Source organism: Halorussus lipolyticus, from assembly GCF_029338375.1.
Taxonomy (GTDB): Archaea; Halobacteriota; Halobacteria; order Halobacteriales; family Haladaptataceae; genus Halorussus; species Halorussus lipolyticus.
Genome location: NZ_CP119804.1, coordinates 2,269,844 through 2,284,116, shown reverse-complemented (window position 1 = coordinate 2,284,116; position 14,273 = coordinate 2,269,844). Strand labels below are relative to the sequence as shown.

The 14,273-nt window shown below is 51.8% G+C and carries 8 protein-coding genes; 3 read left to right on the top strand and 5 right to left on the bottom strand.

The genetic code is table 11. The features are described from left to right. Positions 1-241: 241 nt before the first annotated feature. Together P2T57_RS11585 and P2T57_RS11580 are read right to left on the bottom strand one after the other, a co-directional pair. The gene (locus P2T57_RS11585) at positions 242-1,786 is read right to left on the bottom strand and encodes a pentapeptide repeat-containing protein (protein WP_276299372.1); all 1,545 of its coding nucleotides are present in this window, start codon (positions 1,784-1,786) and stop codon (positions 242-244) included. 91 nt (positions 1,787-1,877) lie between these two features. Further along, complete coding sequence (locus P2T57_RS11580; RefSeq protein ID WP_276299371.1) at positions 1,878-3,242, bottom strand: pentapeptide repeat-containing protein; 1,365 nt, start codon at positions 3,240-3,242, stop codon at positions 1,878-1,880. A 342-nt stretch (positions 3,243-3,584) separates the two neighbouring features. Here P2T57_RS11580 and P2T57_RS11575 point away from each other — a divergent pair, with 342 nt between their 5' ends. Next, a complete protein-coding gene (locus P2T57_RS11575) occupies positions 3,585-4,931 on the top strand; it encodes a hypothetical protein (RefSeq protein WP_276299370.1) in 1,347 nt (448 codons plus the stop codon). 362 nt (positions 4,932-5,293) lie between these two features. Here the strand turns inward: P2T57_RS11575 and P2T57_RS11570 are convergent, their stop codons facing one another. The 3 genes from P2T57_RS11570 to P2T57_RS11560 all read right to left on the bottom strand — a co-directional run bounded on the left by P2T57_RS11570 (position 5,294) and on the right by P2T57_RS11560 (position 8,093). After that, on the bottom strand, positions 5,294-6,220 hold the full coding sequence (locus P2T57_RS11570) for a DUF8159 domain-containing protein (RefSeq protein ID WP_276299369.1): 927 nt from the start codon (positions 6,218-6,220) through the stop codon (positions 5,294-5,296). Positions 6,221-6,265: 45 nt separating this feature from the next. Then, positions 6,266-6,808 (bottom strand): hypothetical protein, encoded by a 543-nt coding sequence (locus tag P2T57_RS11565; protein ID WP_276299368.1) that lies wholly within the window; start codon positions 6,806-6,808, stop codon positions 6,266-6,268. A 271-nt stretch (positions 6,809-7,079) separates the two neighbouring features. Further along, a complete protein-coding gene (locus P2T57_RS11560; protein WP_276299367.1) occupies positions 7,080-8,093 on the bottom strand; it encodes a tyrosine-type recombinase/integrase in 1,014 nt (337 codons plus the stop codon). A 1,138-nt stretch (positions 8,094-9,231) separates the two neighbouring features. Between P2T57_RS11560 and P2T57_RS11555 the strand changes: the two genes are divergently transcribed. Together P2T57_RS11555 and P2T57_RS11550 are read left to right on the top strand one after the other, a co-directional pair. Then, positions 9,232-9,633: a hypothetical protein gene (locus P2T57_RS11555; protein ID WP_276299366.1), complete on the top strand. Its 402-nt coding sequence runs from the start codon at positions 9,232-9,234 to the stop codon at positions 9,631-9,633. Between the two features lie 918 nt (positions 9,634-10,551). Next, a complete protein-coding gene (locus P2T57_RS11550) occupies positions 10,552-14,235 on the top strand; it encodes an LAGLIDADG family homing endonuclease (RefSeq protein WP_276299365.1) in 3,684 nt (1,227 codons plus the stop codon). The last annotated feature ends 38 nt before the right edge of the window (positions 14,236-14,273 follow it).

Sequence of the window (14,273 nt, the reverse complement as noted above, 5' to 3'; positions counted from 1 at the left end):
CATCCGGCAGTCCGAGACGGTCAAGCTACAGGACGTTGAGTGCGTCAAGCCGTTCACCAAGCGGTCGCTCGCCGACATCGGGATTGCGCCAACGGCCAACTCTGCCATCGGATCGGCCAGCAGCGTCGTGGATGTCAGCGATGTGGGCGTCTAACCATCTTACCGACGAGAACCACCTCGTCTATCGAGGGCATTTTACCCGCGAAGGGGGACTCGTGGACAGGGATGACAACCTGTGGGTCTACCATGTGGATCGTCTGCCGAGGACGAAAACGAGCAGGGCTATCAAAAGTGCGCCGAGGAACGACTCGATAGTGGCGAGCGCTTGCGCCGCACCGCTGGCTGGCTGAAGGTCGCCGTAGCCCAATGTAGTGAACGTGACCACCGAGAAGTAGAGGCTTATTCCCCACTCGGTAAGCGGTGTAGGCAAGGAGAGCACAGGGAAGAAGTTCTGGCCGATAGTCTCGGAGTCCGGGAACCCCTCGGGGACGTAGATACTCCCGAGCAGGAGGTACAGGACCGACCAGATTCCAATGACGCCACCTGAGACACGAACTACCCGCCAAGGACTCGCCCCGTACCGCATCACTACACTAAGTCCTTTTGAGTAGCCCCAATTTCGGAAGCTGCCCCAGTCCCTATCGTTCCATAGTTTTTGCCATAGCTCGTCGCGGCGGATGTCTTTCCGGCGCTTGAAGGCCTCGCGGGCTTGTTCCGGGAGGGCGTTCCGTCGGGCCAGTTCTTCGAGTTGGCGATACGTCCACGCCGCCTTGTCCCACGGTGTTGCCTCCTCATCGTCAAGGTCCTCGCCATCTATTCCGTCAAGGTCGTCGGCGTAGTGCTCGCCGAACTCCGTTCCGCGATTAATTTTTGTGTCGTCGAACGTTGCTCCGTAGAATCGAGCGCCTATTAGATTGGCATCAAAAAAATCTGTTCGAGTCAACGTTGCTCGCTCGAATTCTGCGTATTTGGCATCTGCATTTGTGATTTTTGTTTCAGTAAGACGAGCTTCGGCGAGAGTGGTATGCCTGAGGTTAGCTTCTCTAAGATCAGCACCAGTAAGGTCGGCTCCGTCAAGGTTAGCGGAAATGAGGTTGGCCCTATGCAGGTAGGTATTGATTAGGTTGGCTTGACTAAGGTCGGCGTTTGTAAAGTAGGCTCCGGGGAGGGAGGCATTAGTGAAGTCAGCTTCTCTGGGAACGGCGCCAATGAGGTTGGCCTCTTGGAGCCGTGCATTAGTGAAGTCAGCTTTGGGGAGGATAGCATCGGCGAGATTAGCCCTATAAAGGTCGGCGTCAGTGAGGATAGCGTCGTCAAGAGAAGCATCGATGAGTTTGGTTTTGCGTAGAGAGGCTTTGGTAAAGTCAGCTTCAGGGAGGTAAGCGTTAGCGAGGTTAGCTCCCGAGAGGTCGGCTTCCGTGAAGTCAGCCCCAAAGAGATCGGCGTTACTGAGATCGGCGTCAGGGAAGTGAGCCTCAGTTAGGTCGGCACGTATCAGTCTGCATCCGGAAAGCCAATCGAATCCTTCAGCCTCTATACTGCGAAGTATCGCGCCATCGAGTTGCTCTATTTGATCTGAGCATGCTTTTCGTAACTCCGTGATGGGTTTATTTTCGACATCGGCATGCCAAATACACTGTTCGCTATCGTTCCAGACCGGCCGCCAACAGCTGACTGCATCGATGATCTCGGGAACATCATCGGTATCGAGGGTGTATCCGCAACGGTCTTTGGGGACACCATTTGGAATCGAACCTGCCTCAGCCCCGGTAGGTGTATCGCTCATATTCCAAGATTCTTATCTATTGTTGATTAACCCTTTCTTCGAGTTCAAAAACAAGATTTTAATCATAGATGATATTTGTTGACTCTGTTTCCTACCACGTCGTCCGGCGACCGAGAACGAACACCAGGAACGCCATCAACAACGCACCAAGGAACGACTCAATGATGGCAATGGTTTCCCCGAACCCAATGGGCTGGATATCTCCGTACCCCAATGTTGTGAAGGTGATGACGCTGAAGTACAGGCTCTTGCCGAGTCCGTATACGAGAGTATCGGGGAGCGAGCCAGACGATACGAGGGTGGAGAGAAGGCTTTCCGTATCGGGGAGATGACTGTAGGAAACGAACTTGCTCGGAAGTTCAACCCCCTCGGAAGCAATCTTCTTGCTGATTACGAAGCCCCAAAGAGGGTAGAGTAACGCAGATAAAACGATAACGAACAGGGAAGTACCAACGACGTGTGTGGGTTTTTCGCCGTAACCAAGCAGCCAGCGATAGACGGCGAGTTTGAACCAAGTCCAGTAATCATTTTCGGCGAGAGCTCGTTTGCGACGGGCGTGCTTCTCTCGGATGGTTAAATCCAGCAACTGACGGAAATCATTTTCTCGGAGCAGTCGTTGAGTTGCCCGATATTGGAGTTCGGCTTGTTCGAGATTGCTTGGATTGGTATAGAGACGTCCGAGAGAACGGAGCGGCCTAACTGACGAAGATAGATACGGGATAGACTGTACTGCCTCTGAATCGGCTTCGACTTCCCACTGTGACCGTCCACCGAAGGTCGTTCCCTCGTCGAATCTAAAGTCATTAATTCCTCTGTATGATATGGCTACGCCAGTAAGGTCTGCCTCAAATAAGCGAACTTCATTGAGTCTGGCATATCGGAGATCGGCATTCGTAAGGTCGGCCTTCACGAGAAAAGAATCGTTAGTGAATTTAGCCATTTTGAGGTCTGCGTTAGTGAGATTAGTTTTAGAGAAATTTGCGGAGGCAAGTGAAGTGCTGGTTAGGCGCGCATCGGTAAGGTTTGACCCCGTTAGATAGGCGTTTGTTAGGTCGGCGAAGCCAAGGTTTACATCAGAAAGATTGGCGTCTAGGAGCCTTACGCCGGAAAGGTCACTTCCCGAAAAATTGGCACTGGATAGATTGGCTCCTCTAAGCATAGTTTCAGACAACGGTAGAGCATCACCAGCACCAACACCGCGAAGAACAGCGCCGTCAAGCCGTTGATCCTGTTCGTAATATTCGGCGAGTAGTGCATCCAGAGGTTTTTCCTCGACATCAGCATGCCAAATACAGTAACCTGCATCCGATTCATCCCAGGACTTACGACAACAGCAGACCGCTTTCGTATCTATATGCCACTCTTCCGTACTGTTGACAGAAATAGAGGGGCGACCAGAAACGTCTTCTGGTCCCAAAGTGAAGCCACAGCATCCCTTGGGCACTTCCTCAAGCATATACCAATTTGTCCAGACTACAGGGAAATTATTTTCTGTTGAAGATAAGGAAACCTAATCTATCCTAGGGTACTTCCGACACCTGACAATTACAACTATGAACAGCGACAGTGACACCGAGAAGCCGACAACCGATACGAACAGCACGCGCCGAGTACGACGATTTACTGGGACAAATGGGCTACCATCCTTCAGGTCACGGTCTACGCCACGACGCTCATCAGCATACTCATCGGCGCGGGAATGTATCTCTGGGGCTAAGTAGCGAAGTGGAAGCGGAGGCTCCATATAAACAGGAGGGCGGCGCAATTTTCTTTACCTAACAGTTTATAGAAGACATTCGTGTCGGGAAAAGCCAAGAAATCTTCTCGTAAGGAGCTAAAAAGGGCTTTTGAAACGGCAGTAGATTTCATCGGGGAAGACTGGCTATCGGCGCAATTTCAGAAGCATTTCAAAAACCGGCAGGATTCCGACCTACGAACTGGTGGTGAAACGCCAGAACTACTGATGCAATATAATTTTGCGGCAACCTACTTAGGCTACAAAGAGAAGAGATTCCCCGAGTTCTTCCCTGAAGGCAAACCTCAGGAACAAGCTCTTCGGTTCATCAATTTCGGTACCTTCCTTCATGAAATAGACTCAGCAGGTATCGTCACAGCAAGTGGCAAGTGGCTTGACGAGTCCCTGGCTGACTTTTCTCGTCCTCGACTCCGAAATCCCGACGAATATCAACAAACCGTTTCCGAAATTCGCGCCGGAAGCATCTACGCCAATATGGATTACGATGTATACTTCATCGAGGAGGGCAACCAGAAGGCCCCTGATCTATGGATTCCCTTTCAAGATTCAGAAATCAAAATCGAGTGCAAACGATGTGGTACGCCAGGGAGCATCAAAGACCGAAAAGGAATTTACGAATCGCTAATTAACAGAATCACCTCAGCAACTCACAACCCCAGCATATTTCTCTTCGATCTCGACCGATTGCCTTCTCCAAAAGAAGCCCAAAATGTAGACCAGTATTTACCGTCAGAGTTGAACCGAAGAACAGAGAAAGACATTGAGGCTCCTTTTGGGGATATTCACATACTTTCCTACATGGAATATACCCGGACAAAGGGTATTCCTTCTTATGGATTGGACTCTGATGAGCAACTTGAATTCCTTTACGACTACTATATCAAACCAGCCATCTACGCCAAGACAGGTGAGGAACTGGACTTGTACGATAGTTTTGAAAGTGCAACGATTGAGCCAGACGGGAACAAAGTAGCCGTTTCTCCGAAGACAACGGAGTATTTCGACCCCATGTTCGTCGGCATCAGGTACGACGGTGATGACGACCTCATAACCCCCGTTGTTCGGCAATTTGATGCAGCAAGGGGAAAATTCGGTAAGGAGGACCCCAATATTCTCCACATCGAGGTTCCGTATCTTGATGAACTATCTCAGGAGCAATTTGAAGAACTTCACCAGAGGCTCCGTGGAAAGCTGAACGTTAACAGTCGAGTTTCTGTTGTCGTGGTTACTAAGGAGTACATGGAGTGGGATGACGAAGATTGTTTAAATTATGCAACTTTTGTAGGTTCCGAGGAGAATTTAGACCCCTACATCAATCTGCCCAGTAGTTTTCATATACCTGGCTATTCGCTGACGGAGATGCGAGAGAATCCTATGTTCGAGACATAGGTTAGTGTCGATAGCAGAATCCCAAACAGGAATCCAGCCGCGTGAGTGATGATACTCGTGAGATTCCCGCCTCCGCCGATGGCTAATGGGAACAGACTCTCAATCACGAACGACAATACCCCGAAGACGAACACGACACCAACCACGTTGAGGAGGATCCACCTATCAAAGAACTGTTCCACGTCGAAGCCTTGCTGCCAGAGGGAGAGGTTCCTATCCGTAGCCCAATCCCGAGGACCACTAATCCGACGACGAGCGGGCGGGACCCCGACCCGCTCGCCCAGCTCGTACTAAGAGTCCTGATATGCTTCTATAATCACAGCCACAAAGCGAAGCTCTACCGTGAGAAGTCTATCCTCAGCTCAAAATACGGACTCGATAGTCTTTCTATCAGGTGCCTTGATAGACACCGTTTGATTCACATTCTGGAGATATTCGTCCGACGAGAGTCCACCACTCAAAACCCCTCGGCACCATTCCGGCTCAATATAGAAATCGATAACGATGTCATCTGAAGTCTCCACGGTGAAATCTGCACGGCTAATAGGGTAGGGTGACCGGTCGATAATCGAACAGAACAAAATAGCGATTTGGTTAATATCTTCTTTCATCGTTTCTCCGTACTCATAGTCAACCTCACAAGCGATTTCGAACAGACCTCCTTCAGCTGGCTCGTAGCTTACACCAGTCGTAGTTATGCCCTCCGCATAGAGCATATACATGAACTTCTCCACAATATCCTGTAACTCGGGGTCTATCTCGGGGATATCTTCATCCATGTGGCTCGCATTTGGCCAGATGTTTTTCAACCCTCCATAGACCACCAGCGCGATAAGAGAGAAGAGTAATACTCCGCCAATGAAATCGATTTCAAACCGGTGTAAATAGAACTCATATACGGCAAATAGATACAGAATGGAAAGAGTACCTTGGAAAAGGGCAAGGATAATTACTAATACACCCCATAGTTTAGAATTGAGTCTGGCCTCCTCAATTATCTCGCTCCAAGACGTAGCAGAATAGCCGTATGGCTTCTTGTCCCTGAATAACAGTGTTCCTATCCGACGTATCTTCTCTTCACGGCTGAGTTCTGCTATTTCCTCTCCTCCGGGACCATAGATTGCCTCTCCTTCAACGTGTCTACTTGCTGCCCCAATCAAAGCAACCAACGAAAGTAACAAATAGGTCTGGTTTCCGAATTGGGAGAACATGTAGACGAAGGAAATGGGAACGAGGTAGTAGAGTTTGAAATTCGTTCCTGACTTTGGAAGTAACGAGATCGGGTTCACTCCTCAAGATTTGGAACAAGAATTATTAAAGGTGAAGAAGTTGGCTTAGAATCCTCTATACCTACCTTCGATATCTTCTTCCAAAGGAATGTATTCCCTTGGGAGAACTGCGAGTTTGGCATCGTTCTCATGGGCGATCTGACAGCGTTCAAGTAGCGATAACACGCGGCCAATTGACTGTGGTAACTCAAAGGGATCACTCTCTACCTCTGCTCGTTTTTCACAATACGAGAGATACAGTTCGAACCTGATATCAGCACCAATTGGCCACCAGACACTATCTGGATCAGACTCCATTTGATCTCGCCACCTCTCCATAATTCCGTCAATATCGGTTCGGTATTCCTCAACTGAGTCTCCCATTGGTATGTCGGATTCCTCTAGTACTTCTCTAATAAGTGGAGACTCAGTTCGTGGAGTATTCTTCTCGACTTCAAGAAGATCATTTACTGCAGAAATATCTTCATCGTAGACGGACACGGCGTACGCTACCCCATACTCGTCTTCAGGAAACCGCTCGTGTTCGGCCAAAGAAGGTTGATTTTCAGTACCGGTTTCATCTCCGAATAAATTATCAAATAGGCTCATACTCTCAAATTAGATGATAGAGTCATCAACTTTGTGTCTGATTCATATCCTAACTGGGTTACCCTCTCTTCGGTCTTAATCCATTTGCAAACATATCTACCGACGGTTCCGGGGGTTGTGGAACGTCAGCATCCTATTTTCAAGAATTCGGAGGATCTGAGTCACTACATCAAGCGTCTGCCCAGAATGGACTTTTCGTTCACCCCCAAAGATTGTTCTAAGAGCTGTTGTTCGTCCTTGTACGTTGGTATCGACGTGTTAATTCGAACTTCTATTCATCGGGCAGATACCGTCGGCGTTGCTGAAGTTTCTCCCACTTCGACCGTTGATCGTAATGCCGGTCAAGCACGTTCATTCCAACGTCCATCCGGTCGCTCACGACTTGCTCCGGCGTATCCTCTTGCAGATGGTATGTAATCGCGCCACGTCGTATCGGATGCGGACTCAGAGATGATGGACACGCGTAAGCCTGTTCCGTCGGCCGGGCTTCGCACGTCTCGATATCGCGGTCGTGCGGACACCTATCCTCGTAGATACACGGCCTCGTGTACTGGTACGCGATAGTCCGCCCTCGATTTCGACTAAGCCGACTGCCTCTCGTCGCAAAGAGCGGACTCCGCCCGTAGTCATCAACGATGCCGGAGTGATTGACCGAGAGCCAGTCATCGAGTACGCGACAAACGCGGTCACTCAACGCTACCAGTCGTTCGCTGGTCTGGCCGTTCTTCAACGACGTTCCCTCATCGGGACGGTGAACGAGGTTGAGATACTGCTTGTCCGCGTCGTAGTCTTCAATGTCGAGTCCGATGGTTGCGCCGATCCGCAACCCGGTGTGCCAGAGAACTTCCAGTAACGCGTGCTCCAACGCTGCGTAGCGGTACTTTTCGAGAAACTCCAGCACCTTTCGCGCTCGTTCTGGTTCAATGAGTTCGTCGCGTGCGTCGTCGTCGGTGATCTTCGGAAGTATGATTTTCTCGTCAAGTCCCGGTCGTACTGCGTGAATGGTCGTGCAGAAGCGAAGGAAGACACGTAGCGTTGCCAACTGCCCTTTCATCGTAGGCGTCGCGAGCTCGTCCTCGTTCCGGCGTTTCACCCGGAAGCGATGCACGTCGCGGCCTGAGAGATCGTTCAGATTGTCGATGCCGTCTTGCTCGCACCATTGTACGAACTGTTTGAGTCGGTAGCCGTGTGACTGGACGGTTGCGTCCGACACTTCGTGGCGGCGTTCGTCGAGGTACATCTGTCTGGCCGTCGCTGGGTCGAGGGGTTCGAGGTCGTTGGACATGGTTCTGTTTGGCGAAGGCAGGAAGTAGCCGTCTCCCATATACTGATTTCAGTCATCAAGGCTACTCACCAACCGACTATTGGTTCGGGTTCTATGGCCAAACTCTGTGACTCTGCCTATGTCCCTACAGCTCTCAGCCAGCAGGACCATGGTTCATCGTGGTCCTAATAGCTGTTCTCTTCAGTTTGAGATTGGTAGACTTGTTTGTCATTGTGCGTGTCTCATCCAACGATTGGATGGGAGTCGCTACCGTCGTGCCTTCTCTCAGAGCCGACGATAGACGAACACGAAATCAATCGCTGATTGGCGTCAAAGGATGCAACCTGAATAGCTCTGTTGAGATTCTTATAGGATGATAAGATTGATGTTCTAAATATTAAGTTTATTTTAATTTTGGTTAACTGTTATTTGAGGGGTGGTTAGCTCCAAGCGGCGGTGAAAGTCATTAGTCAGTACCGACGGGTGCCCCGCGAGTCAACTCCTCGCTACTGCAGTTCTGGCAGTTGTGGTGGTACTCGTTACATTGCCTTTTCGTCCTAAACGACATGATCGATATCCTCACCCCATTTGGTATAGTCAAAAACGGATCCCAATCGCGTAAGGAGTTCATTGCGAAGCGGCCTGATTGTTTCCTTCTTCCTAGTGAGCCCTCGACTCCAGATTGTGTAGCCCTGGAACTACATCTCCAGCCACTTTCCGGCATCGAGAACGGGCCTTTACTTCCGGCCACACGGATCTTTGTGTTCGACGTATTATCGGCGTTGGCTGACAGACTCCCATAAATATGACCGAGGGGTCAGTTACGTAGAGGATTCGCGGAGAGATTCTGTGGTGGTGTGTCGCGCGGCTCTTTGCTACGTCAACATTCCCTAATCATTAAACGCACCACAGAATCGTTAATGCCCTGAAAATGTGCTACTGAAGCCCTAAGAGCTACGTTTCTCCAGATATGAGAATCAAACTTTATCTGAGAAACTAGTGATTGACAACTGTTCCAACGGCCCTTTATATTCTTTCTATAATATTAGAAATATAGATTCAGAGGGTATGAGTAGCTCGATAATAACCAATTAACCAGTCCTCAGTACTGGAACAACCGAAACGTTTTAAGCTTCGTTGACGATTATCGTGGTATCCAATGACGGTGCGCAATCCGCAACAGGCCGCCGACGCCGTGGACAGCTGGGTTCGAAAAGAATTCGGAATAAGACTCACGGATTACGGCGATATCGGCCACGACGAAGAGGAGGGGTTGTGCTTCACCCCAGACTCCGAACTGGACTTAGACGATTTTGCCGAGATAATAAATACGTTCGAGGATTACGAAGCAGAAAAGTCTTCAGGAAGAGTGGTTGTTCATAAGACTGATGAAATTAGTGGTGTCTCCTACAAACACAAGGTCGGGGTCACTTTCCGACGGAATAAGGTTCCTCTTGGAGGGGTTGATGATCCAATCCAGGATGATGGACCCATAGACGAAGCAACTGAGGAGACAATTCAACTTCTCTCCAAGTACTACTCAACTCAGAATAGCATTTAGCAACTTGAATGCGATAATATGTAGCTCCAGCCAGCAACAAGTGGGGCCGCCATAGCAACGAGTAAAATAAAGCCATGGACGAATTTGGCTACTCTTGGATTTTCAATAGGAAGTTCAATCGAAGAGGGAACGACAGTATTTGCCAGAAAGTAGGAAGGAGCTGCCAATGAGATGAGTATCTCACCAATCATATTTAATCAACTACAACAGACACCCAAAAACGTGGGCGTGAGCGAGCTCTATGTTCATCTTTAATCTCAACTTTCATCGACGAATAAAAGGGGAGATTTAGAGTCATCCCTCCATTTCCGTAGTCTTGAAATGAAGATACTAACTTATCTGTCACAATTACTCTGGAATCTAATGTAACCCTAATCCAGTGAGTATCACAGTGCCCTTGGGCAACTCCGATTCCCTGTAACCTTCCACTTGCTCTCTCTTCTTCTTTATCATCTCGAGGTAGTTCAAGTAGTGTTTCCCAACCAGTGCTATCTGCTGCGTTCGATTTCACTATCGGTGCTGTCATCCTATTCAAGCAATATCGAGAAAAGCAAGTAAATCATTTTTGGTTATCTTTTATATTCATGTGTCCAAGATGGTCGCGGAGATCGTAAGACATGTAGTCGGCATCTTTATCGAAGAACTACCAACTATAGAACTGATCCATACAACCCTGCTATTATTCATAATATTAATGTTGGAGTTTATCTGCTCAGTGGCTAAAATGACGATAAACAGCTAGCTGACAGGCCTGCACATTCTGGATACGCCCCGGGCGGTCCCACTACAAATTTTACCGCGCTACATCGCTGGTCTCTACATCTCAAACTGTCGCGTTTATAACTACGCTACCGATGGCTCCACTTTCGCCCCGCTTTACGAAGGTTCTTACCGAAGGAGGAATTACGCTTCTGGTGAATGGCTCGCGCGGAGAATACGGAGCTGATAGACAACTTCGAGCAGTTCTACCGGCGGTACTATAGCGACGAAATCGGGCAACTCGCCCAGAACTACCCCAACGAACAGCGGTCGCTCTACATCGACTGGACCGACCTCTATCGATACGATTCGGACCTCGCCGACGACTACCTCTCGCAACCCGAACAGCTACAGGAGTATGCCGAGGAGGCCCTCCGTCTCTACGACCTCCCGGTAGACGTGAGTCTCGGACAGGCCCACGTTCGCGTCCAGAACCTCGGGGAGACGACCGATATTCGGGAGATTCGGGCGCGACACGTCAACATGCTGGTCAGCGTGCAGGGCATCGTCCGGAAGGCGACCGACGTTCGGCCCAAGATTCAGGAGGCCGCCTTCGAATGCCAGCGGTGCGGCACGCTGACCTACATCCCCCAGAGCGGCGGCGACTTTCAGGAACCCCACGAGTGTCAGGGCTGTGAGCGACAGGGACCCTTCCAAATCAACTTCGACCAGTCCGAGTTCGTAGACTCCCAGAAACTCCGAGTACAGGAGAGTCCCGAGGGGCTTCGCGGCGGCGAGACGCCCCAGAGCATCGACGTTCACATCGAGGACGACATCACCGGCGAGGTCACGCCCGGCGACCACGTGAGAGTCACGGGCGTCCTCCACCTCGAACAGCAGGGGAGCGGACAGGACAAGTCCGCCGTCTTCGACGTGTACATGGACGGCATCTCGGTGACCATCGAGGACGAGCAGTTCGAGGACATGGACATCACCGACGAGGACAAGAAGGAAATCGTCGAACTCTCTCAGGACGAGAACATCTACGAGCAGATGGTCGGGTCGATGGCCCCCGCCATCTACGGCTACGACGAGGAGAAACTGGCGATGATTCTCCAGTTGTTCTCCGGCGTCACGAAGCACCTCCCGGACGAATCCCGGATTCGGGGCGACTTGCACATGCTCCTCATCGGTGACCCCGGTACGGGTAAGTGCGTCAGAGGAGATACGAAAGTCACGCTCGCCGACGGCACGGAAAAACCGATTCGGGAAATTGTCGAAGCCAATTTGGACGACCCGAAACCGGTAGACGACGGTGTGTACCAAGAGGTCGATATTCCGCTTCCGTCGATGCGCGGCGACGGGACACTCGTAGAGAAGCGCGCGACGAAAGTCTGGAAGCGCGAGACCCCGGACGAGATGTACCGGATTCGGACTGCGAGCGGTTCGGAACTCGAAGTTACGCCGTCACATCCGCTTTTCGTCCAGTCTAATGGCGAGTTCGATGCAGTTCGGGCTGAAAAGATCGGAAAAGGTGATTCTATCGCCACTCCCCGAATACTTCCGACTGAGGGAGACGATAGTCTTGATGTCGAGTACAGGGAATCACAATCTTACAACGCTGTCACTCTCGACTTGCCCGACGAATGGACGCCGAAACTCGCTCGATTGCTCGGATACATTATCGCTGAGGGATACGTCGAATCACGCCCGAACGAGACAGGTTACGTTACCGTCACGAACAACGACCGAGAGATTCTGGACGACGTTGCCGAGGCGCTTGCCGGTCTCGGTCTGAACTATACCGAGCGGTCATCACGCTCGGGGAAGGCGGCCAAGGAGATTTCCTGCTCGGCTGGGGAGTTCATAAGTTTCCTCAAGAACCTTGACCCCGCAATTGCTGAAGGCTCGGCCGAACAACGAGTTCCGGATGCTCTCATGCGTGCTAGTTCGGAGACGAAGGCCGAGTTTTTGCGTGCGTACGTCGATTCTGAAGGTCACGTCTCGGCCAAACAACGTGAGATATCCGTCGCATCGATGAGCGAGGAGTTGCTTGAACAAGTTCGGAGCCTGCTACTCTCTGTCGGTATCACGTCACAACTCGCTGAGCGACAAAATGGAAGTTATCGACTCAGGATTAGTGGCAAACAGTTCCAGCGATACGTCGAACGAATCGGCTTCGTCACCGACCGAAAATCGACGAGCGCCGCCGAGGTTGATGACGGAAATCTCAACACAAATCAGGATGTAATTCCTGCTCTCTCGGACGACCTTTATCCTATCAGGGATTCGCTCGGACTCCCACAGTCTAACTGTGGCCTTCCACGCTCAACGTATCAACACTACGAGCGCGGTGACCGTAATCCGAGCCGCGACAGCCTTCGAACGGTGGTAACGACCTTTGAGGACCGACTCAAGATACTCCGTGAACTACGCCAAAAGGTCGAAAACGGTGATTGGGAAGCCGTCGAAAGGGCTCGCCAAGAACTGAACGTTTCCCAGCAGAAGTTAGCCGACGGAATCGGCGTCTGTCAGCGGTCGGTCAGTCTGTACGAGCAGGGCGAAGTCATTCCGGACGGCGGTCGAGTTGCCGACGCAAAAGACGTTGTTCTTGACCAAATTGACGATGCTCTCGACGTGGCAGACGACGTGCAGGCACTTCGGTCACTGGTAGATAGCGATATTACGTGGGACCGGATCGAATCCATCGAAACCGTCGAACCGGACTACGACTGGGTGTACGACCTTGAAGTCGCGGGGACGCACAACTACCTGACGAACAACGTCGTCTCCCACAACTCCCAGATGATTTCCTACGTCGAGAACATCGCTCCGCGCTCCGTCTACACCTCCGGTAAGGGTAGTTCCAGCGCAGGTTTGACCGCGGCGGCTGTGAGGGACGACTTCGGCGACGGCCAGCAGTGGACCCTCGAAGCGGGCGCGCTCGTCCTCGCCGACCAAGGCATCGCGGCGGTGGACGAGTTGGACAAGATGGCTCCGGACGACCGCTCGGCGATGCACGAGGGCCTCGAACAGCAGAAGATTTCGGTCTCGAAGGCCGGCATCAACGCGACGCTCAAGTCCCGGTGTTCCCTGCTCGGTGCCGCGAACCCCAAGTACGGCCGGTTCGACCAGTACGAACCCATCGGCGAGCAAATCGACCTCGAACCCGCCCTGATTTCGCGGTTCGACCTCATCTTCACGGTCACCGACCAACCCGACGAGGAGCACGACAAGCGCCTCGCCGAGCACATCCTCCAGACCAACTACGCGGGGCAGTTGAACACCCAGCGGACGGAGATGAGCGCGCCGAACATCTCCGAGGAGGAGGTCAACAACCAGACCGAGGAGGTTGCTCCGGCAATCGACCCGGACCTCCTCAGAAAGTACATCGCTTACGCCAAGCGCAACTGCTACCCGACGATGACCGACGAGGCCATGGACACCATTCGGGACTTCTACGTGGACCTCCGGACCAAGGGGGCAGACGAGGACGCCCCGGTCCCGGTCACGGCCCGGAAGTTGGAGGCCCTCGTTCGCCTCTCGGAGGCCAGCGCCCGCGTTCGCCTCTCGGACGAGGTGGAGGTGCAGGACGCCGAGCGTGCGGTCGAAATCACGCGCTCGTGCTTGCAGGACATCGGCGTGGACCCCGAGACGGGGCAGTTCGACGCCGACGTGGTGGAGACCGGGACCTCCAAATCCCAGCGCGACCGTATCAAGAACCTCAAGCAACTCATCGCCGAAATCGAGGAGGACTACGAAGAAGGTGCGCCCGTGGACGAAGTGATGGCTCGCGCCGACGAAATCGGCATGGAGCAGTCGAAGGCCGAACACGAGATAGACAAGTTGAAACAGAAGGGCGAGGTCTACGAGCCTTCGACCGACCACCTGCGGACGACCTGACCGGGCCACGCTGGCTCATTCTTCCCGGCGTCCCGGCG